Origin of the sequence: Clostridium gasigenes (genome assembly GCF_017348895.1) — a bacterium.
Taxonomy (GTDB): Bacteria; Bacillota; Clostridia; order Clostridiales; family Clostridiaceae; genus Clostridium; species Clostridium gasigenes.
This window is the reverse complement of sequence record NZ_CP071376.1, coordinates 705,438-727,303: the sequence shown is the minus strand read 5'-3', so window position 1 is coordinate 727,303 and position 21,866 is coordinate 705,438. Positions and strand designations below refer to the sequence as shown.

The window sequence follows — 21,866 nt, the reverse complement described above, 5'->3', positions numbered from 1 at the left end:
TTGATTAAAAATGAGGTTTCCTTTAATTTTTTTTGAGGATTATAATTAGGACAGTCATTAGGGGGTATTGATGTATGAGTAAAGACGTGAATAAATTTCTTAATGAAATGATAAAATATGATTTGTATGGAGGAATTATTCTTTCTCTTATATTATCAATAACAGTTAATACTAAATTTTCAATTATTTATTTTCTTGGAATTATAGTTTCCCTAGCTAATTTTTTTATAGGTGGAAAAATTATGAAAAATATGCTAGGAAAAAAAAGAGGTGGTATGTTATTTCCGATAAGTGGTCTTATAAGGATATTAATAATAGTTGGAATAGCAGTACCTTTTATGAGTAAGTTAATTAATCTAATAGCATATATTACAGGATACATATCACATTTTGTATTCCTAACAATATATTGGGTAAAAAGTGAGAAGGGAAGTGATTAGGTGGAAACTCTAGAGCCTATAGTTTCTTTTACATTAGGAGGATTTAAAATAGACGTAACTCCTGAGATGGTAGTTCAATGGGGCATAATTATTTTTATAGCTCTATTATGTTGGTGGACTACAAGAAACTTATCAATAAAACCTAGTAAAAAGCAAACTGTGGTAGAAACAATTTATAAATCGTTAAAGGGATTAATTATAAATAATGTTGGAGAGAAGTATTTAGACATACTTCCGTTTATAGGAACAACAGCAGTATTTATATTTATGATGAATATGGTTGGTCTTATAGGAATATCACCGCCAACCAAAAGTTTTAGCGTAACAGTATCATTAGGTTTAATATCGTTCTTTGTTGTTCAATTCTATGCAATTAAAAATCATGGCATAGGATCATATCTAAAAGGATATGCACAGCCAGTAGCGATAATGTTGCCTATAAATTTATTGGAAAGAGTAATGTTTCCAGTATCATTAGCATTAAGATTATTTGGGAACATATTAGCAGCTACAATTTTAGTAGAATTAGTTTATGAAGCTCTAGGCAGTGTAGCTTGGATAGCACAAATAGGTTTACCAATACCACTACATGGATATTTTGATATCTTTGATGGGGTAATACAAGTGGTCATATTTGTAATGTTGACCATGATAAATATAAAAATAGTATCAGAACATTAAACAAAATTTAAGGAGGAAAATAACAATGGATGCAATAGGAATGAGAGCAATAGCAGCTGCAATAGCAGTATTAGTAGGAGCAGGAGCAGGAATAGGAATAGGAATAGCAACAGGTAAAGCAGTAGAGGGTATTTCAAGAAATCCAGAATCAAGCGGAAAAATAACAACAGCATTAATTATAGGTGCGGGTTTCGCAGAAGCAACAGCTATATATGGATTATTAATATCAATTATTCTAATATTTGTTGGAATAAAATAGTTGCTTTAAGTGACTCCAGAGAGGAGGAGGTAATAATATGATGGAATTAAATCCTTCAATAGTAATAGCAACCATAATTAATTTCATTGGTTTGTTAGCAATATTAAAATATTTCTTTTTTGATAAGGTCAAGGCTATTATTGATGAAAGAGAAGCGCTTATAAACGAGCAATTAGATAATGCAGAAGAAGAACAAGAAAAATCAAGAATGTTAGCAATAGAAAATGAAAGAATGCTTAAATCTGCAAGAGAAGAAGGTAAGAAAATTACTGAGAGAGAAAAGCAGAAAGCAGAATCAATATATGAAGAAATTATAGGTGAGGCTCACACTGAAGCTAAAATAATTTTAGAAAGAGCTAAAATAGAAATCAATAGAGAGAAAGAAAAAGCAGAATATGAGTTAAAGAAGCAAGCTATAACTTTAGCTATTGAAATTTCTAAAAAGGTAATTGAAAAAAACATCGATGAAGAAAAAAATAGAGAATTAATTGATAATTTTATATCTAAGGTAGGTAGCTAGTATGCATGAATATCTAGATCGAAGATATGCCTTAGCACTTTATGAGGTAGCAGAAAAAAAAGGTAAAGTTCAAGAGTATCTAAGGGATTTAAGAGAAATCTGTGAAATTATAGATACAAATAAAGAATTTTATGAAGTAATTAGACATCCTCAAATAGGGACTAAACAAAAAAAGAAAACATTTATTAATATCTTTAAAGGTAAAATAGATGAAGAATTATTATCATTTTTATTAATTCTTATAGAAAAAGATAGAATACTTTTTTTAAGAGAAAAACTTAATCAAATGGAAAAAGTAGATTTAGAGCGTAAAAACACTTTAAAAGGAATTGTTAAGACAACAGTCCCTTTAAAAGAAGAAGAGTTTAATACTCTAGTTTCTAAATTAGAAGCCAAATATAATAAACATATTATCCTAGAGCAGGTAATAGATAAAAGTATTTTAGGTGGGATATACGTTCGAGTTAATAATGATGTTATTGACGGAACAGTTAAGTCAAAATTAGAAGAATTAGAAGAATTAATGCTTAAAACGGAATAGAGGTGAAGTCATGAATATTAAGCCTGAAGAAATAACGTCTATAATTAAAAAAGAAATAGAAAGATATGAAAAACAGATTGTAACAGTAGATTCAGGAACTATTATACAAATAGGGGATGGAATTGCTAGAGTTTATGGATTAGATGACTGTATGCAAGGTGAATTATTAGAATTTCCTAACGGAGTCTACGGTATGGCTTTAAACTTAGAACAAGACAATGTTGGATGTGTTCTTTTAGGAGATGAAAATGGAATAAAAGAAGGCGATATAGTAAAAAGAACTGATAAAATCGTTGAGGTTCCAGTAGGTGAAGCATTACTTGGTAGAGTAGTTAACTCACTAGGTCAAGAAATTGATGGAAAAGGACCAATAGATTTTGCTGAATATAGACCAATAGAAGTACCAGCACCTAGCATAATAGATAGAAGTTCAGTAAATGAACCTCTTCAAACTGGTATTAAAGCTATAGATTCTATGATTCCAATAGGTAAAGGACAAAGAGAGCTTATAATAGGAGATAGACAAACTGGTAAAACTGCATTAGCAATAGATACTATATTGAACCAAAAAGGTAAAGATGTAATATGTATTTATGTTGCAATAGGCCAAAAACAATCAACAGTAGCTCATATTGTTAATACTTTAGAAGAAATGGGTTCTTTAGATTATTCTATAATAGTAGCAGGAACAGCTGCTGAAACAGCACCTTTGCAATATTTAGCACCATATGCTGGATGTAGCATGGGAGAATATTTCATGGATCAAGGAAAAGATGTATTAATTATATATGATGATCTTTCGAAACATGCAGTAGCTTATAGAACAATGTCATTATTATTAAAGAGACCACCGGGTAGAGAAGCGTATCCTGGAGATGTATTCTATATTCATTCAAGACTGCTTGAGAGAGCGGCTAAGCTTTCAAAAGAAAAAGGTGGCGGATCTTTAACGGCGCTACCAATAATAGAAACATTAGCAGGTGATGTTACAGCATATATACCAACTAATGTAATTTCAATTACAGATGGACAAATATTCTTAGAATCAGGATTATTTAATTCAGGACAAAGACCAGCTGTTAATGCAGGTATATCTGTATCAAGAGTTGGAGGAAATGCTCAAATTAAAGCAATGAAGCAAGTTACAAGTACTTTAAGACTTGAACTGGCTCAATATAGAGAACTTGAAGCATTTTCACAATTTGGATCTGATTTAGACAAGGATTCAAAAAAGAGACTTGGAAAAGGTAAAAGATTATTAGAAATATTAAAACAAGATCAATATATTCCAATGTCTGTTGAAAATCAAGTAATAATTCTATATGTGGTAATTAATGATTTCTTATCAGATATCAAGGTTTCGGATATAAGAAAATTTGAAAAAGAATACTTGGAATATGTAGATACTCATCATAGAGACTTATTAAAAGAAATAGCTGTAGGAAAAATTTTAACAGATGAAATAAAAGTTAAAATAGAAGCCTGTGTTATAGAATTTAAGAAAATATTTTTATAAGATGCATAGCTTCAAAAGCTATGCACTTCTTTAGGAGGTGGAATTTTGGGAGCAGCAGGACTTATTGACATTAAAAGAAGAATAAAGTCAGTTGAAAGTACAAGAAAAATAACCAAAGCTATGGGTCTTGTAGCCACTTCTAAACTTAGAAAATCTAGGAAAGAACTTACTTCAAGCGAAGAACATTATAGTTTATGTGAAGATATAGTAAATGAATTAATGGGAGTTATACCTGAGGACTTTGATAATCCTTATTTAAAAAGTAAAGGCAAAACTTCTGATAAATTATATATTGTAATGGCATCTGATATGGGACTTTGCGGCGGCTTTAATGGAAATGTAGCAAATAATCTAAATTTATTTATTAAAGATAAAGCTAGAGCAAAGGTAATAATAGTTGGGAGTAAAGGAATTTCGTACATGAATAGATACAAGTTTGATGTTGTAGGACAGTATGTAGAAATTTCAGATATTCCAACTGTAAGGGAAATTAAAGCTATATACCAAGATGCACTTTATATGTTTAAGAAAGGTGATATATGTGAGGTTAATATAGTTTATACAAAGTTTATATCACCAATGAAGCAAGAGGTTAAAATAGATAAATTATTACCAATGGATAGAACTAAAGGAAATAATGGAAACTTTTTAATAGAACCTAGTATGGATGAAGTATTAAATTCAAGTTTAGATGTATATTTTAAGAGTAGATTAAGAAGATCTATGTTACATTCAAAAGCTAGTGAACAGAGCTATAGAATGACAGCTATGAATGGAGCTACTCAAAATGCGGATGATATATTAAAGGCACTTAAAATTAAATTCAATAGAATAAGACAAAGTGCAATTACACAAGAAATATCAGAAATAGTAGGTGGAGCAGCAGCTCAAAAATAGCAAGGAGGTATTACTATGGCTAATAAAATAGGGAAGGTAGTTCAAGTTATTGGACCAGTAGTTGATATAAAATTCGATACTGATGGTTTACCAAATATCTATAATGAAATTAAAATAGATATGGGGGAAAAACAATTAGTAGTTGAAGTAGAGCAGCATATAGGTGATGATATTGTTAGAACAATATCTATGGAAGCAACAGAAGGCTTAAGAAGAGGTATGAAGGCTATTGATACAGGAAGATGTATTACAGTTCCTGTTGGCCAGCCTGTACTTGGAAGACTATTCAACGTGCTTGGAAATACTATAGATAATAAAGGTCCTGTAGAAGGGGAAGTTGAATATTATCCTATTCATAGAAAGGCACCAACTTTTAAAGAGCAATCTTTAGAACCAGAAATGTTTGAGACTGGAATTAAAGTTATAGATTTGTTAGCACCTTATCAAAAAGGTGGTAAAATAGGTTTGTTTGGAGGCGCTGGAGTCGGAAAAACTGTTTTAATTCAAGAACTTATAAATAATATAGCTAAAGAACATGGTGGATTATCTGTATTTACAGGTGTTGGAGAAAGATCAAGAGAAGGTAATGATTTATACAAGGAAATGATAGAATCAGGCGTTATAGATAAAACTGCTTTAGTGTTTGGTCAAATGAATGAATCACCAGGAGCTAGAATGAGAGTTTCTTTAACTGGTTTAACTATGGCAGAGTATTTTAGAGATAAAGGTCAGGATGTGTTATTATTTATAGATAATATATTTAGATTTACTCAAGCTGGTTCAGAAGTATCAGCGCTACTTGGAAGAACACCATCAGCAGTTGGATATCAACCAACACTAGCAACTGAAATGGGAGCACTTCAAGAAAGAATTACATCAACTAAGAATGGTTCTATAACATCGGTTCAAGCTGTATATGTTCCAGCTGATGATCTTACAGATCCAGCACCAGCAACAACGTTCTCACATCTTGATGCAACAACAGTTTTATCAAGAAGTATAGCAGAACTAGGTATATATCCGGCTGTTGATCCTCTTGAATCAGCATCAAGAATATTAGATCCTAGAATTGTTGGTAGAGAACATTATGATGTTGCGACAGAAGTTAAAAACATATTAGAAAGATATAAGGAATTACAAGATATTATTGCAATTCTGGGCGTAGATGAACTTTCAGATGAAGATAAAAAGGTAGTTGCAAGAGCAAGAAGAGTTCAAAGATTCTTATCACAACCATTTACTGTTGCAGAACAATTTATTGGAATGAAAGGTAAGTACGTTACAGTTAAAGAAACTGTAAGAGGATTTAAGGAAATATTAGAAGGTAAGTATGATGATATACCTGAATCAGCATTCTTGTTTGTAGGAAATATAGAAGACGTAGTAGAAAAAGCTAAAACCTTAGTGTAAGGGGAGGATAGTTATGGATAAAACTTTAAAAGTAAATATAATTACCCCAGGAGCACCAACAATTACTGAAGAAATACAAGCACTACATACTAGAAGTCAAGATGGTGAAGTAGAATTTAGAGCAAATCATACACCTATAATTTTAAGTACAGTACCAACTGTAACTAAAATTATAAAATTGGATGGTAGTAATGCAATATATTTCACCTCATCAGGAATAATTATGATTAAAGATAACTTAATAAATTTTTGTTGTGATAGTGCAGAAACACCAGACAAGATTGATTTTAATAGAGCTATGCAAGCTAAAGAAAGAGCTGAGGTTAGATTAAAAGAAGATAAAAGTGAAGATATAGATGAGGACCGATTAAAACTGGCATTAGCAAGATCTATGTCTAGAATAGAAGCTGTAAATATATATAAAAGTTAAAAATGGTATAATCCTTTTGGATTATACCATTTTTTTTATTTTAATTTAAATAAGTTTTAGTATAAATGATGACAAGCTATCACAAATTTTACATATTTTTATATATTATAATATAGCACCAGATGAATAAAATATAAAAAATGGGACAATAATTAGAATAAGAGTAGGGGGGGATTTTATGAAAAAGAAAATCTGCATAGTACCTCTGGTAATCTTTTCTTTATTGTTAATTGGAGCTAGACCATTAAAAAACTTCAATTCACCATCTTTTTTTGATTTAAACGAACAAGCCATTATAGAAAATGGTAATTTTATAGAAAATGGTGTAAAAATGAACTATTGTTCAAAAGTAGATATAGAAACAGAATACAAGAGATTATTAAAAGAATTTAAGAAGAGTGAAACTGAAAATTTACAGTTTAGCACTAATAAAATAATGTATAAAGACTCTAGTAAGGATATTAAAGTAATACTGTGGAAAGAAAATAATAAAACTATGGTAGAAATAATTGTTATTAATAAGAATAGTTCAAAGAGTTCTTTGTCATTAAAGAAGGAATTGGAAAAATTACAAAATAATAATTCTAATGAAGAAAACTATTTTGCTTTTATAAAGGGAAAGATAGAAGAAGAAAGTTATGAAAAAACAAAAGAAATGCTAATGGATAGCATCAAAAAAAATACATTAGAAGAATTAGATATCCAAAATGGTTATGTAGCTACGGCAAGGTTTAAGGATAACCAAAGAGTTAATATAGGATATATGAAATACGATTCAGGAAGACAGATAATTATTGGAACACCAATAATTTTCGTAACATACTAAGGCCCTTTCAAAAATAATAGACCAATTTGCTTAGTCTATTATTTTTTCAAGTGCCTAACAATTTATGATGGAGGATAATATGGAAAAAATAGTAATAAAAGGTGGAAAGAAACTTAAAGGTGAGGTAGATATTAGTTTAGCGAAAAATTCTGTTTTACCAATAATAGTAGCGAGTATCTTAAGTCCTAATGAAATAATAATTAAAAACACGCCAGTTTTAGAAGATGTAACTGTATTAGTTAATTTATTAAAAGATTTAAATTGTGAAGTTGATTTTTCTCATGAAACTGGAGAATTAAAACTAAATACAGCAAATTTACAACCAATAAGTTCAAATAGTGATTTAATAAGAAAAATGAGGGCCTCATTTTTAATAATGGGACCGATGCTTGCTAGGTTTGGAAGTTGTAAAATTTCATTGCCAGGAGGCTGTAATATTGGAAGTAGACCTATAGATCTTCATTTGAAAGGCTTTAAACTTTTAGGTGCAGAAATAGAAATTGGGCATGGTTTTATAGAAGCGAAAGCAAAAAAATTAAAAGGAAATAGAATTTATTTAGATTTTCCATCTGTTGGAGCTACAGAAAATCTTCTTATGGCAGCTGTGTTTGCAGAAGGCACAACAATTATAGAAAATGCAGCTGAAGAGCCAGAAATTTGGGATTTAGGAAATTTTCTAAACTCAATGGGAGCTAAAATAGAAGGGGCAGGACTTGGAAGAATAACAATTGAAGGGGTTGAATCCTTAAAGGGAATAGAATATAAACCTATATACGATAGAATAGAAGCTGGAACATTTATGGTAGCAGCAGCTATAACTGATAGTATTATAACCATAAATGGAGTAAATGAGGAACACTTGAGGCCAACAATAGAAAAACTGAAAGAGTGTGGTGTTAAAATTCAGGTTAATGGTGATAGTATGATAGTAGATGGCACAGGGAAGAAAAAACCGGTAGATATTAAGACTTTACCGTATCCAGGGTTTCCAACAGATATGCAACCACAAATGATGAGCTTATTGTCTTTAATAGAAGGTTCAAGCGTAATTACAGAAACTGTTTTTGAAAATAGGTTTATGCATGTAGCTGAGCTAGTAAGAATGGGTGCTAGTATTAAAATTGATGGTAGAACGGCTATATTGGATGGAGTAAGTAACCTAACAGGATGTGAAGTTAAAGCTACCGACTTAAGGGCTGGAGCAGCTATGATACTAGCAGGGCTTGTAGCTCATGGAGAAACTGAAATAGGAGAATTATATCATATTGATAGAGGCTATACTAATATAGAAGAGAAGTTTAGAAAATTAGGTGCAGATATATATAGAGTAGATAAATAAAATATTAGCTTAAGAATTTGAAAAAATATTAATATATTAAATAATTATTTTTAAAAATCAATTATTTAAATTAAAGAACTTGGATGAATTAATCCAAGTTCTTTAATTTTATATTGAATTAATAAAATCAATATAAATACATTGATTAGTAATATATTTAATAAATTTAAATATATCACTTTCAAAAAATAATACACCAATTTATAGTCTGTTATTTTTTTCAAGTGTCTAAAAATATATAATAAAAAATAAAGTATATTTATCAAATTGTTACATATATTTAATCGTACAAGCTATTAAAGGAGGGCATTGCTGTGAAAAAAAATATAAATTTACCAGAGGGATTAATGTTATTACTAGGTGTTAGTATAGTGGTGATAATAGCAACTATAGCCATGCCAATGATGGCGATAAAGGCTTCGAGCAAAGAAAATCCTAAACCGAAAATTGAAGATGGAGTAATTTCAAAAAATACATCTGTGCAATTAGATGGAGAATCTACAGTTAAAGTTTTCATAACTGCAGAGAATAAAGTTGAAGAAGTAGATTTAGAAGAATATATAATAAGTGTAGTTTCAAGTGAGATGCCTGCAAATTTTGAAACAGAGGCCCTTAAAGCACAAGCAATAGCTGCGAGAACCTATCTTGCTACTAAAAAGGTTAAACCTTGTGAAAAGGCATCTGGTGGGGAGATATGTGATTCGATTCATTGTCAGGTTTATATGAATAAGGAAAGTAGAATTGAAAAATGGGCAGGTTCCGACGGTAAAGGTAATTGGGAAAAAATCAAAGAAGCAGTTGATGCAACGAAAGGTAAGGTTTTGAGTTATAATGGGGAGTTAGTAATGTATCCACAGTTTTTTTCAACAAGCTCAGGAAAAACAGAAAAAGCTATTGATGTATTCTCAAATGATTTACCATATTTAGTTTCAGCAGAAAGTAGTGGAGAAGAAATTGCGCCTAAATTTGAAACAGATTTAAGTATTAACATTGATGAATTCATTAATATTATTAATACAAAATATAATAAGGCTGGACTTACAAGGGAAAATATTAAGAGTAATATCGAAATTATAAGTAGAAGTGAATCAGGTGGAGTTAAGGAGATAAGGATTGGAACTGAAAAAATAAAAGGAACAGATTTTAGAATGTTATTAAAGTTGAATTCGACTAATTTTAAATTTGAAATAACTGAAAGTGAAGTTAAATTTAGCTGTAAGGGCTATGGCCATGGTGTAGGTATGAGCCAATGGGGTGCGAATGTAATGGCAAAAGAGGGACAGAAATATGATTATATACTAAAACATTATTACACAGGAGTAGATATTGTAGATTTAGAGTTTAAATAAATATATTTTATATTTGAAACGCCGTTTAGATAATGGCGTTTTTTATTTGTATATAAAATTACTAACTTTCGACATGAGATGTAGAAATTTGGTGTAAATAAATAATAGATAAACTGTATTATTTTAAAACAAAAGGCAAGAATACAAAAAGGAGGTGTTGATATGGACAACAAGAAAAAAGATAAGGTAAAAGACTTTTTTAGAAAGGAAGGTTTTTATGTAGCTCTATTCTTTTGCTTATGTATAGTTGCTACAGTGGCAGCTGTAACTATGAAGAGCAATAAAAAAGTAGAGCAAGCGAAAAAGCCTGCACAGGAATTTTCTTTAAATGTTGATAACAATGATGTTTCAACAGAAAAGCAAAATGCTGAAAGGGTTAAAAGTGAAACTGAAACTGAAAGGGTAGCTGATGCAACAACAGCAGAAGATGTTAATGTTGCAGCAGGAACAACTACAGAAGTCAAGTTTACAAACCCTGTTGAAGGAACTATAGCTAGAGAATTTTCATATCCTAAACCAAAGGAAATGAAAGATGGTTCGTTTAGAAACATAAAAGGGATAGACATAGAAACTAAGGTTGGAACACCGGTAAAATCATCAGCTGAAGGTGTTGTTGAAGTTATTACAAATGATGTTGAAGAAGGCTCATTTATAATAATAACTCATGCTAATGGGATAAAAACTAAATATGCTAATTTAGAGAAAGCAATTTTAGTTAAAAAAGGCGACAAAGTAACTTCTGAAACAGTTATTGGTAAGGTTGGAGATAGCTCTAAGATATTTAGCAATAAAGATTTTGGTGAACATATAAATATTCAAGTGCTAAATTCAAAGGATGAACAAATGGATCCAACTAAATATTTTAACTATAAAGCATAGTTAGAAAATAAAAAATTCATCAGTCATTTTCTTATGAAAATGACTGGTGTTAAGAATTTAAAGGTTTAATGCCGCATATTAATAATTATAGCGAAGTAAGGAGGTAGCATTTTGAAGGACTATATTGAAGAACGGGTACTTGAAGTAGCACAATACATCATTGATTCAAAAGCTACAATAAGAAAAACAGCAAAGGTGTTTGGGGTAAGCAAAAGTACAATACACAAGGACATGACAGAAAGATTGCCAAAGATTAATCCGGTAATAGCGGAAGAAACTCATACTATTTTAGAAATAAATAAGGCAGAAAGACATATTAGAGGTGGAACAGCCACTAAATTAAAGTATAAAGCTATTGATTGATTACCACATTCCATATATAATATTTAATAGAAGTTAATTATGTAAAACTTTATAATATTATAAAAAATAGTGGGGAAATAGGAGTGAAAAGGAATGTGGTTTTGGAAAAGTGGGACTGATTTGGGAATTGATTTAGGAACAGCAACCGTATTAGTATATGCTAAAGGAAAAGGTGTGATATTAAAAGAACCGTCGGTAGTTGCTATAAACAAGAATAATAATAAAGTACTTGCGGTTGGGGAAGAAGCAAGGAAAATGATAGGTAGAACTCCTGGAAACATAGTTGCAGTTCGTCCTTTAAGAGATGGAGTTATATCTGATTATGATATAACAGAAAAAATGCTTAACGCTTTTATAAAAAAAGCCTGTGGTAAAGGTAAAATTACAACTCCAAATGTAATGGTATGTGTACCATCACAAGCTACAGAAGTAGAGAAGAGAGCTGTTATGGATGCAGCAAGGAATTCTGGGGCTAAAAGGGTTCATCTTATAGAAGAACCACTAGCTGCAGCAATAGGTGCTGGTCTTGATATAACCAAGCCTAATGGCTCTATGGTAGTAGATATTGGTGGAGGAACTACTGACATAGCAGTGATATCATTAGGTGGTGTAGTAGTTAGAGATTCAATTAAGGTAGCTGGTGATAAATTTGATGAAGCTATAATAAAATATATAAGAACTAAATATAAAATAATGATAGGTGAAAAGACGGCCGAAGATTTAAAAATATCAGTTGGATCTGCATTTAAAGGATCAAGAAATTTGTTAACAACAATGAAAGGTAGAAATCTAGTAACAGGATTACCAGATAAATTAGAAATAAGAACAGAAGAAATTAGAGAAGCTATTTTAGAATCTGTAACATTAATAGTTGATAGTGTAAAGTCTGTATTAGAAAAAACGCCACCAGAATTGGCAGCAGATATTATTGAAAAAGGTATTTTGATGACTGGTGGAGGAGCCTTATTAGATGGATTAGATAAGCTTATTGAGTTCGAAACAGGAGTACAAGTAACAGTCGCTAGTAATTCGGTAGAAGCAGTTGTAGAAGGAACTGGACAAGTGCTGGGATATCTAGATAAATTAGATTCATTCTTACTAGGACAAGAAATAACTCTAATAGATTAAATTACATAATAAAAAGTTTTCTATGTTTTATAATAGAAAACTTTTTTATTTTTTATATTAAATTAAGCCGTATTTTATTTATAAGAAAGAATATTAGTCGTCTAAAAATAAATTATAAGCATGGGTTAAACCGTGAGTAATAACTTTAGACATTTCCATTACTAAATATAAACGTATACTTCTAGATGTAAAAAAATCAGAACTATCGCTAGAATCAATAATACCTATAATAGAAATAGTTCCAACATCAGGTAGAGACTTACCAACACCTTTTCCTGGGTGAATTGGATAGTCCCTGGTGTGGATTTCACCTATTGATTTAGTATCTCCGAGGCAGGCATCAATACCTATGATAGATGCATTAGGATGAATTTTTTTTATTTCGTTAATACGATTATCTATATTTAATGCATGTATTGGTGATTCAATGGTACCGTAAACAGGTAGCGGAAAAAAACTTTCTTTTAAAAAGGTGCCAACTAATGGACCTAGACAGTCACCAATACATTTATCAGTTCCAATACAAACTATTACTGTATTCTCGGAAATATAATCTTTAACAAAGACAGCAATATCAGAGTAAGCTAAAGATGATTTATAATTAATTTTTCGTTTAACCAAGTGCCACACCTCCTATGCATAATGTATATGTGCGTTATGCACATATTATAATTAATATGTGTAAAAAAAGAAAAGTGTGACAATTGTTTTATAAGTAGAAGCGTAGAAGAATGATATTGGTAATAAATAGAGGGATTACTTAGCTATATAGAGGTGTTTAGCTATAATCAAGCCATAAGGGTAATTATGGACTTGAAATATATTAGAAATGATTATATACTAGTCATTGTCAGCGGAGAGTTTGTAAAAACAAATCCAAGGCAGTGAAAGTTAAATATGGAGAATTTCCCGAGTGGCCAAAGGGAGCAGACTGTAAATCTGTTGCGTATCGCTTCGGTGGTTCAAATCCACCATTCTCCACCATTTTTTAACTTTTTTAACATGCTAGTGTAGCTCAGTTGGTAGAGCAGCTGATTTGTAATCAGCAGGTCGTAGGTTCGAGTCCTATTACTAGCTCCATAAAATCGGAGAATTTCCCGAGTGGCCAAAGGGAGCAGACTGTAAATCTGTTGCGTATCGCTTCGGTGGTTCAAATCCACCATTCTCCACCAATTTTATTATTTTGAAAATTATGCATGGGAGCATAGCTCAGCTGGGAGAGCATCTGCCTTACAAGCAGAGGGTCACAGGTTCGAACCCTGTTGTTCCCACCAATACCTTGATATTAATATGCTAGTGTAGCTCAGTTGGTAGAGCAGCTGATTTGTAATCAGCAGGTCGTAGGTTCGAGTCCTATTACTAGCTCCAAATCCGGAGAATTTCCCGAGTGGCCAAAGGGAGCAGACTGTAAATCTGTTGCGTATCGCTTCGGTGGTTCAAATCCACCATTCTCCACCAAAAAAGCAAGAGTTTATCTCTTGCTTTTTTTATTTTTTAAAAGTTTTCTAAATATTATAAGGATATTTTTAATATTGACTAACAAAAACAAAAGTGATATAATCATCGCATATAAAATTTAATATTGATTCTTATCAAGAGAGGTGGAGGGAATGGGCCCTGTGAAACCCGGCAACCTACTAATATAATTAATTTATACAATTGATTATTAAAGCGTGGTGCCAATTCCTGCAGAGATTCTGCAAGATAAGAAAGAGTTTATAATTATGAGCGTCTTCTTATGGAAGAGGTTTTTTTTATTGTCCAAATTCAAAAAGACATATAATAAAAAATAGACTATTACTAATCTTGTAGTTTTTTAAATATTCCCAAAGTAATAAATGTAGCTGATATAGAATTAATATAAACAATAAGAGAGGAGAAATAAGATGAAAAGATTATTTACATCAGAATCAGTAACAGAAGGACATCCGGATAAAATGTGTGATCAAATTTCAGATGCTGTATTGGATAGTATATTAGCACAAGATCCAAATGCTAGAGTTGCCTGTGAAACCGCAGTAACAACAGGAATGGTATTAGTAATGGGAGAAATATCAACTAACTGTTATGTTGATATTCCAAAGATAGTTAGACAAACGGTAAAAGAAATAGGCTATGACAGAGCTAAATATGGGTTTGATGCTGAAACATGTTCAGTTTTAACTTCAATAGATGAGCAATCATCTGATATAGCAATGGGAGTAGATGAAGCCTTTGAATCAAGAGCTGGTGAAAAGGATAATGTTGAAGCAGTAGGGGCTGGAGATCAAGGAATGATGTTTGGTTATGCAACTAACGAATCCGAAGAATATATGCCACTACCGATAGCTATGGCTCATAGATTATCAAGAAGATTAGCAGAAGTAAGAAAGAATGGTACGTTAGATTACCTTAGACCAGATGGTAAAACACAAGTAACTGTTGAATATGATGATAATAAGGTTGTTAGAATAGATACAATAGTAATATCAACACAACATGGTCCAGAAGTGTCTCAAGAACAAATTAAGAAGGATTTAATGGAATATGTAATAAGAGCAGTTGTGCCTGCTGATTTATTAGATGAAGCTACTAAATATTATATAAACCCAACAGGTAGATTTGTTATTGGTGGACCTCAAGGAGATTCAGGTTTAACAGGAAGAAAGATAATTGTTGATACTTATGGTGGATATGGAAGACACGGCGGTGGTGCTTTCTCAGGAAAAGATCCAACTAAGGTTGATAGATCAGCAGCATATGCAGCTAGATGGGTTGCTAAGAACTTAGTAGCAGCAGGAGTTGCAGATAAGCTAGAAATACAATTAGCTTATGCCATAGGAGTTGCTAAACCAGTTTCAATAGGTATTGAAACATTTGGTACAGGTAAGAAAACAGAAGAAGAAATAGTAGCTATAGTTGAAAAATCATTCGACTTAAGACCGGGAGCTATAATAAGAGATTTAGACTTAAGAAGACCATTATATAAGCAAACAGCAGCATATGGTCATTTTGGAAGATTAGATTTAAACCTTCCATGGGAACAACTTAATAAAGTTGAAGAAATTAAGAAGTATATCTAAATTTATTTGGAGAAGCTTAAGAAAAGGTCCATTAGCGAAAGCTAGTGGACCTTTTTGTGAGTTATATCTTATTTAATAGAATAACTGTGGATTAAATAAGACACTTTCAAAAAAAATAATACACCAATTTGATAGTCTATTATTACTTCAAATCCCTTATAGAGAATTATTAATATTAAGCGGTATGAACAACTTTACCGTTAATGATTACAGTTTTAACATCAATATTTTCATCGAATAAAACTAAATCTGCATCATAACCTTCTTTAATAAGACCTTTTTTATCATCTACTCTGCAGTGTTTTGCACCATTGAATGTTGCCATTTTAACAATTTCGAAAAGAGGTAAATCTGTGTTCTTATTAACATTATCAATAGCCTTATCTAAAGTTAAGATTGAACCGGCTAATGAACCATTAGTAAGCCTTGCAGCTCCATTAGAAACTATAACATCTTGCCCACCTAATGAATACATACCATCTGGCATGCAACAAGCCATCATAGAATCAGTTACAAGTAAAACTTTATCTGTAGTTTTTTGTTTATAAGCAATTCGAAGTGATGGGTATGAAATATGAATACCGTCGCTAATAGTTTCAGTGGTAATTTCACTATCGAATATAGCACCAACAACACCAGCTTCTCTATGAGCAAAAGGTGTCATAGCGTTAAATAAATGAGTTGAGTGAGAACAACCACATTTTATACCTTCCATGGCTTCTTCATAAGTGGCCTTTGTATGACCAATTGAACAAACAACTCCTCTAGAGGTTAATTCTTTAATTAATTCTTTAGCACCACAAACCTCAGGAGCAACAGTTATAGATATTACTGCATCTTCACAATCACCTACCATTTTCATATATGTATTAATATCAGGTTTTTGTAAATAATTAGGGTTTTGAGCTCCGATAGCAGAAGGGCTTATGAAAGGACCTTCTAAGTGAGCTCCTAAAACTATAGCGCCATCAGTTCCATTAAGCTTAGCTTCTTTTATAACTTCCATAGATTTTTTTATAGCATCTATAGATACAGTCATAGTAGTTGGAGTAAAAGCGGTTGTTCCATTTTTAACTATAGATTTAGATATTTCATTTATAGCTAAAAATGTTCCATCCATAGTATCGTGACCTGCAGCACCATGAATATGAACGTTTATAAATCCAGGTGAAAGGTAAAGACCTTTTCCATCGATAATCTCAGTAGAGATTTCATTAGTGGGGTTAATTTCTTTTATTTTTCCATCTTCAATTAAAACAGAACCTTTTTCAATTTTATCTAAGTAAATAACATTACAGTTTTTTATTAACATAATACACCTCCGAAATTATTTCATCTAAATGAATTTTAAATTTTCTTCTATGTTATAATTATATAATAAAAAGTTAAAGATTAAAATATCAATATAAGATTTGGAGAGATAATATGGAAGTTCTGAGTGGATTAGTAGAATCTATACTATTTAAAAGCGATGATACTGGATATGTAGTTGCTAAAGTAGAAATTAATAAAGAAATAATAGCTATAGTTGGTATATTACCGTTTTTAAAAGAGAGCCAACATGTAAAGTTAAAAGGTCAATGGATGCTTCATAAGCAATTTGGAAGACAGTTTAAAGTGGAAGAGTGCGAAGAAGTTCTTCCAGATTCAATAGAAGGAATAGTTAAATATTTAAGTACTGGAGTTGTACATGGTATAGGACCTGTTACTGCTAAAAAAATAGTAGCAGCATTTGGAGATAAAACTCTAGATATTATGGATAATCATATAGAGAGGTTAAAAGAAATAGAGGGCATAGGAGAAAAGAAATTTGAAATAATATATGAATCTTATATAGAACAAAAAGATTTAAAAGATATAATGATTCATTTTCAAGGACATGGAATGACACCAAATCAATGTATAAAAATATATAAAAAATTTGGACCAATGTCAAAAGATATAGTTTCTGAGAATCCATATATTTTAAGTGATGAAATATCAGGAATAGGGTTTATGACTGCTGATAAAATAGCTAAAAATATAGGGATTGAAAGTACTTCAGATTTTAGAATACAAAGTGGAATTAAATATGTATTAAATCAATTTTCCTTAGCAGGAAACACATATATGCCAAAGGATGAATTGATTAAGGAAGTTGTTAATGTTTTAGACGTAACAAAAGAACTTATAGAAGAGAACATATATAATGCAACTTTAGAAAATAAAATTAAAATAGAAAAAATAAATGATGTGGAAGCTGTATTTTCATTACCATATTATTATTGCGAACTTGGCGTAACTAATAAAATTATTACATTAAGTATAGAAAACTTTAGAACTATTAATACAGATGTAGAGTTTGAAGTTGAACAATTTGAAAAAGATAATAATATAGAATTTGCAGAAGCTCAAAGAGAAGCTATAATTGGGGCTTTTGATAATGGAATTGAAATAATAACTGGTGGACCTGGAACAGGTAAAACAACAATAATAAAATCTATAATTGAAATTTATGAAAAAAATAATATGAAGGTTTTACTTGCAGCACCAACAGGTAGAGCTGCAAAGCGAATGGCAGAATCAACGGGAAGAGAAGCTAAGACAATACATAGACTTTTAGAAGTAGGAACAAGTGATGATGATAAATCATTCTTTGGAAAAGGGGAGAGCTCTCCACTAGAAGGAGATGTAATAATTATAGATGAGGCATCTATGATAGATATAATGCTTATGCAAAGCTTGCTTAAAGCAATTCAACTAGGTACAAGAGTTATTATAGTTGGTGATGTAGATCAGTTGCCATCTGTAGGACCTGGAAATGTACTAAAAGACCTAATTGAAAGTGATTTTATAAAAGTTGTTAGGTTAAATGCTGTTTTTAGACAAGGGAAAGAAAGTATGATTGTAACAAATGCTCATAAGATAAATAATGGAGAAATGCCTTGTTTAAATAAAAAAGATGGAGATTTCTTTTTTGATCACAAAGAAGATAATGATGAAATACTAGATACAATAATAGATTTAATAAATAGAAGGTTACCTAAATTTAATCCAAGTTTAGATAAGTTAAAAGATATTCAAATATTAACACCTATGAGAAAAGGAATACTTGGAGTTCAAAACCTTAATAATAAGCTTCAAGAGAGTTTAAATCCTCCATCATCAAGTAAAAAAGAAAAAGAAATAAAGGAAATTGTTTTTAGAGAAGGCGATAAGGTTATGCAAACTAAAAATAATTATCAAATTGAGTGGTTTAGAATTAATGGCTATGGTGATAATGAAGGTAAGGGCGTATTTAATGGAGATATGGGATTTATCCAAAGTATAAATGAAAATGATAAAAATGTAATAGTAATTTTTGATGATGAAAAAAAAGTAATTTATGATTATATATCTTTAGATGAATTAGATTTAGCATACGCAATAACAATTCATAAAAGTCAAGGAAGTGAATTTAAAGTAGTGATTACCCCAGCATTTATGGGTTCACCATTTTTAATGAATAGAAATTTACTTTATACAGGAATAACAAGAGCTAAAGAATTAGTTGTAGTTGTAGGGAAGCCAAAAGCACTAAAGTATATGGTTGATAATACAAATAGCAGTGAGAGATATTCATCTCTTAAAGATAGAATATTAGAAATAACAGCAGGAGATAATTTAAGCGAATAAGGAATTGTAGAATAAATAACTATAAATATGAGGGATAAGAATATGCTTAATTACAAAGAGTTTAATAATTGTGTTACTAAAATAAATCAATGGTATAGAAAGCAGTCGAAAGTGCTTACAGTAACCACAAGCCCTTACAACACTACTTTAATATATTCTAGTATAATTAGTGAAGTTATAAGTCAAAATGGTAAAATACTTTATATATGGGGAGAAGAATTGGGAAATAGGGAGCTTATTAATAATATAAAACTTAAAAATAATAAAGTTACCTATAAATTTTTAAAAAGTGGAGAAGCTGATTTAGATATAACATTTACTAGTTTTAAAAATATAATTAATATTAGAGGATATTATGATTTATGTATAATTGATGATATAAGTATGTTTTCTTTAATGAGCAAAGAAAATATTATAGAACTTGTAGAAGGGATGTATTTATACAATAAAAGGATTATCATATACTCGGTAGAAAAAGTAGTAGCTATTGGAGAGAGACTAGACCTTTCATCTGTAGTTGCTAAGAGGCCATTTGTAGAACCAAGAATTATAAAAACAAGAATAAATCTTGAAGAAGATATACCATATGCTTTGTATGAATATTTAAAATGGTTTAGAGATAATAAAAGACGGGTTACTATATATGTACCAACTTTAGATAAAGTTAAGAAAATATATGACTATTATAATGAAATGCTTAAAGTAGAAAATGTAAAGCTTGTTGCTTTTACAAGAGGTGAATCAACAAGAGAATTAGAAAAGGTTATGAATATTAAAGATAGATCAGTATTTATAATAACTAATTATTATGGTCATTACTTGCATAATATAAATAATTTAGACATAGTAATGTTATTTTCTGATAATAGGTTTTATTCTTATAAAAAAATATTATATTTATGCGCAGAAGCAGGAAAGGATAATGAGAAATCTGGAGAAGTTTTAATGGTATCAAGAGATGTGTCTAGTGATATGGAAATATCTAAAACAATATCTAGAGATTTCAATAAGAAGATATGGGAAAAGGGATTATTACGTTATTAAAAAATATATTAAATGGAATATTAGATATAATATTTCCTCCAGAAGAAACTTGTATTTCATGTTTTGAAGAAGGCTATGTTGGGTTGTGTCCAAGATGTTTTAAAAAGATTAAACGACTAAGAAGTGAAAGTAATGTTTTTTCATACGGGTACTATGTAGGACCACTAAAGGCTTTAATATTATCATTTAAATATAAAGAAAATTACTTAGCTGGAAGAATTTTAAGTGAATTTTTATGCCAAATAATAGAAGATAATAATTTAAAGTGCGATATTATTGTGTATGTACCTTTATCAAAAAAATCCATGAAAAAAAGGGGATTTAATCAATGTGAGATATTAGCTAAAAAAGTAGCTGATAGATATAATATTCCTATTTCAAAATCCTTAGTTAAAGTAAGAGAAACAAAAGAACAAAAAACATTATCTAGAGAAGATAGAAAGAAAAATATTATTGATGCATTTGATATTATAAAGAAGATCGATATAGTAGATAAAAGTGTTATTCTAATAGATGATGTAACAACTACAGGGGTTACGGCTTTAGAATGTGAAAAAATATTAAAAAAATATGGAGCTAAAACAATAAATATAGTGACTGTTGCTCAAAGTTTTATATAAGTTATAGCCTTTAAATTCCATAAAATATTATAAGTTTTAATTAGTATTTTTTAGTGTGAATTAATAAAAAACAAAGCTATTAAGAGGGTTATAGAGAAAAATGCACGAAATATTCAGAAAATTAACAAAATTACATTTGTATATTTAAATAAAAGGTAGTAGAATATAAACAAGAAAAGAAAACATATCAAAAATTTGAAATCTCCTAATCAAAGATTAGAGCGAAAAGGAAGGGGTTGACCTTATTATGAGAATATCAATAATAGGAAAAAATATCGAATTAACACCGGCGTTAAAGGAAATGGTAGAAAAAAAGATTTCAAAATTAGATAAGTATTTTGAACCGCATGTAGAAGCAAGAGCTAAACTTACAGTTCAAAAAAACAGACACATATTTGAAGTTACAATACCCTTTAATGGAGTTATCCTAAGAGGAGAAGAAGCTACTGATGATATGTATAAATCTATTGATATAGTTGAAGAAAAGTTAGAAAGACAAATTAGAAAACAAAAAACTAAACTAGCAAGACGAAGTATGGAATCACTTAAATTCCCATATATTGATGAAGTAGCTGTTGGAGACGATGACGCTAATGAGAAGGAGCCAAGCATTGTAAGAATGAAAAAATTCTGTACGAATGCAATGTCATCAGAAGAGGCTATTTTACAAATGGAGTTACTTGGACACAGTTTCTTTATATATGAAGATATCGATGAAGCTAGTATTTGTGTTATATATAAAAGAAAAGATGGAAATTATGGTTTGTTAGAACCTCAATATAGTTAAGGTATTTGAAATAATAAAATCAAAAAGAAGTCTCTATTTACAGAGACTTCTTTTTGATTTGAAGAAGATTAATATATTGTAATTTAATATTAAATTTTAATTTGGATGTAATTTATTCATA

At 30.3% G+C, this 21,866-nt stretch carries 22 protein-coding genes, 6 tRNA genes and 1 riboswitch; of the genes, 26 read left to right on the top strand and 2 right to left on the bottom strand.

Annotated features, from left to right (window positions below):
• Positions 1-74: 74 nt before the first annotated feature.
• The 15 genes from J1C67_RS03530 (at position 75) to mreB (ending at position 12,578) form a co-directional block, all read left to right on the top strand.
• Positions 75-440, top strand: a complete 366-nt coding sequence (locus tag J1C67_RS03530) for a hypothetical protein (protein WP_167865796.1) — start codon at positions 75-77, stop codon at positions 438-440.
• The gene (locus J1C67_RS03525; protein WP_167865795.1) at positions 441-1,121 is read left to right on the top strand and encodes a F0F1 ATP synthase subunit A; all 681 of its coding nucleotides are present in this window, start codon (positions 441-443) and stop codon (positions 1,119-1,121) included.
• A 25-nt stretch (positions 1,122-1,146) separates the two neighbouring features.
• The gene (atpE, locus tag J1C67_RS03520) at positions 1,147-1,380 is read left to right on the top strand and encodes an ATP synthase F0 subunit C (protein ID WP_089968329.1); all 234 of its coding nucleotides are present in this window, start codon (positions 1,147-1,149) and stop codon (positions 1,378-1,380) included.
• 40 nt (positions 1,381-1,420) lie between these two features.
• Positions 1,421-1,900, top strand: a complete 480-nt coding sequence (locus tag J1C67_RS03515) for a F0F1 ATP synthase subunit B (protein WP_167865828.1) — start codon at positions 1,421-1,423, stop codon at positions 1,898-1,900.
• A gap of 1 nt (position 1,901) precedes the next feature.
• Positions 1,902-2,441: a F0F1 ATP synthase subunit delta gene (locus J1C67_RS03510; protein WP_089968332.1), complete on the top strand. Its 540-nt coding sequence runs from the start codon at positions 1,902-1,904 to the stop codon at positions 2,439-2,441.
• A 10-nt stretch (positions 2,442-2,451) separates the two neighbouring features.
• Entirely contained in the window at positions 2,452-3,957 is a 1,506-nt protein-coding gene (gene atpA, locus J1C67_RS03505) for a F0F1 ATP synthase subunit alpha (protein WP_089968335.1), read from the top strand.
• 45 nt (positions 3,958-4,002) lie between these two features.
• Positions 4,003-4,854 (top strand): ATP synthase F1 subunit gamma, encoded by an 852-nt coding sequence (gene atpG, locus J1C67_RS03500; RefSeq protein WP_167865794.1) that lies wholly within the window; start codon positions 4,003-4,005, stop codon positions 4,852-4,854.
• A gap of 15 nt (positions 4,855-4,869) precedes the next feature.
• Positions 4,870-6,264 (top strand): F0F1 ATP synthase subunit beta, encoded by a 1,395-nt coding sequence (gene atpD / locus J1C67_RS03495; RefSeq protein WP_167865793.1) that lies wholly within the window; start codon positions 4,870-4,872, stop codon positions 6,262-6,264.
• A gap of 13 nt (positions 6,265-6,277) precedes the next feature.
• A complete protein-coding gene (locus J1C67_RS03490; RefSeq protein ID WP_167865792.1) occupies positions 6,278-6,694 on the top strand; it encodes an ATP synthase delta/epsilon chain alpha-helix domain-containing protein in 417 nt (138 codons plus the stop codon).
• Positions 6,695-6,872: 178 nt separating this feature from the next.
• Positions 6,873-7,520, top strand: coding sequence for a hypothetical protein (locus tag J1C67_RS03485; RefSeq protein WP_167865791.1), 648 nt, complete (start codon positions 6,873-6,875; stop codon positions 7,518-7,520).
• Positions 7,521-7,599: 79 nt separating this feature from the next.
• Positions 7,600-8,859 carry a UDP-N-acetylglucosamine 1-carboxyvinyltransferase gene (gene murA / locus J1C67_RS03480; RefSeq protein ID WP_089968350.1) on the top strand — a complete coding sequence of 420 codons (1,260 nt, stop codon included), beginning with the start codon at positions 7,600-7,602 and terminating at the stop codon, positions 8,857-8,859.
• Between the two features lie 314 nt (positions 8,860-9,173).
• Positions 9,174-10,208 carry a stage II sporulation protein D gene (gene spoIID, locus J1C67_RS03475; RefSeq protein ID WP_244980265.1) on the top strand — a complete coding sequence of 345 codons (1,035 nt, stop codon included), beginning with the start codon at positions 9,174-9,176 and terminating at the stop codon, positions 10,206-10,208.
• 162 nt (positions 10,209-10,370) lie between these two features.
• Positions 10,371-11,087, top strand: a complete 717-nt coding sequence (locus J1C67_RS03470) for a M23 family metallopeptidase (protein ID WP_089968352.1) — start codon at positions 10,371-10,373, stop codon at positions 11,085-11,087.
• A 111-nt stretch (positions 11,088-11,198) separates the two neighbouring features.
• The gene (gene spoIIID / locus J1C67_RS03465) at positions 11,199-11,450 is read left to right on the top strand and encodes a sporulation transcriptional regulator SpoIIID (RefSeq protein ID WP_089968355.1); all 252 of its coding nucleotides are present in this window, start codon (positions 11,199-11,201) and stop codon (positions 11,448-11,450) included.
• 93 nt (positions 11,451-11,543) lie between these two features.
• A complete protein-coding gene (mreB, locus tag J1C67_RS03460) occupies positions 11,544-12,578 on the top strand; it encodes a rod shape-determining protein MreB (RefSeq protein WP_167865790.1) in 1,035 nt (344 codons plus the stop codon).
• 93 nt (positions 12,579-12,671) lie between these two features.
• Here the strand turns inward: mreB and yyaC are convergent, their stop codons facing one another.
• Complete coding sequence (yyaC, locus tag J1C67_RS03455; RefSeq protein ID WP_089968361.1) at positions 12,672-13,199, bottom strand: spore protease YyaC; 528 nt, start codon at positions 13,197-13,199, stop codon at positions 12,672-12,674.
• A 278-nt stretch (positions 13,200-13,477) separates the two neighbouring features.
• Between yyaC and J1C67_RS03450 the strand changes: the two genes are divergently transcribed.
• The 7 genes from J1C67_RS03450 (at position 13,478) to metK (ending at position 15,640) form a co-directional block, all read left to right on the top strand.
• Positions 13,478-13,562, top strand: a tRNA-Tyr gene (locus J1C67_RS03450).
• 20 nt (positions 13,563-13,582) lie between these two features.
• Positions 13,583-13,658: transfer RNA gene (locus J1C67_RS03445), tRNA-Thr, on the top strand.
• A gap of 7 nt (positions 13,659-13,665) precedes the next feature.
• A tRNA-Tyr gene (locus tag J1C67_RS03440) sits at positions 13,666-13,750 on the top strand.
• 26 nt (positions 13,751-13,776) lie between these two features.
• A tRNA-Val gene (locus J1C67_RS03435) sits at positions 13,777-13,852 on the top strand.
• An 18-nt stretch (positions 13,853-13,870) separates the two neighbouring features.
• Positions 13,871-13,946: transfer RNA gene (locus tag J1C67_RS03430), tRNA-Thr, on the top strand.
• 5 nt (positions 13,947-13,951) lie between these two features.
• Positions 13,952-14,036 (top strand) — tRNA-Tyr (locus J1C67_RS03425).
• A 128-nt stretch (positions 14,037-14,164) separates the two neighbouring features.
• A riboswitch (SAM riboswitch) is annotated at positions 14,165-14,289 on the top strand.
• A 175-nt stretch (positions 14,290-14,464) separates the two neighbouring features.
• Positions 14,465-15,640: a methionine adenosyltransferase gene (gene metK / locus J1C67_RS03420; RefSeq protein ID WP_167865789.1), complete on the top strand. Its 1,176-nt coding sequence runs from the start codon at positions 14,465-14,467 to the stop codon at positions 15,638-15,640.
• 175 nt (positions 15,641-15,815) lie between these two features.
• Here metK and nagA read toward each other — a convergent pair whose 3' ends face one another.
• The gene (nagA, locus tag J1C67_RS03415; protein ID WP_167865788.1) at positions 15,816-16,952 is read right to left on the bottom strand and encodes an N-acetylglucosamine-6-phosphate deacetylase; all 1,137 of its coding nucleotides are present in this window, start codon (positions 16,950-16,952) and stop codon (positions 15,816-15,818) included.
• 113 nt (positions 16,953-17,065) lie between these two features.
• On the opposite strand from nagA, the gene recD2 reads away from it, so the two are divergent.
• The 4 genes from recD2 (at position 17,066) to hpf (ending at position 21,745) form a co-directional block, all read left to right on the top strand.
• Positions 17,066-19,294 carry an SF1B family DNA helicase RecD2 gene (gene recD2, locus J1C67_RS03410; RefSeq protein WP_089968370.1) on the top strand — a complete coding sequence of 743 codons (2,229 nt, stop codon included), beginning with the start codon at positions 17,066-17,068 and terminating at the stop codon, positions 19,292-19,294.
• A 27-nt stretch (positions 19,295-19,321) separates the two neighbouring features.
• Positions 19,322-20,338 carry a hypothetical protein gene (locus J1C67_RS03405; protein ID WP_167865787.1) on the top strand — a complete coding sequence of 339 codons (1,017 nt, stop codon included), beginning with the start codon at positions 19,322-19,324 and terminating at the stop codon, positions 20,336-20,338.
• On the top strand, positions 20,311-20,958 hold the full coding sequence (locus J1C67_RS03400) for a ComF family protein (protein ID WP_089968376.1): 648 nt from the start codon (positions 20,311-20,313) through the stop codon (positions 20,956-20,958). Before J1C67_RS03405 ends, J1C67_RS03400 begins: the two co-directional genes overlap by 28 nt.
• A gap of 247 nt (positions 20,959-21,205) precedes the next feature.
• Entirely contained in the window at positions 21,206-21,745 is a 540-nt protein-coding gene (hpf, locus tag J1C67_RS03395; RefSeq protein ID WP_167865786.1) for a ribosome hibernation-promoting factor, HPF/YfiA family, read from the top strand.
• Positions 21,746-21,866 lie beyond the last annotated feature (121 nt).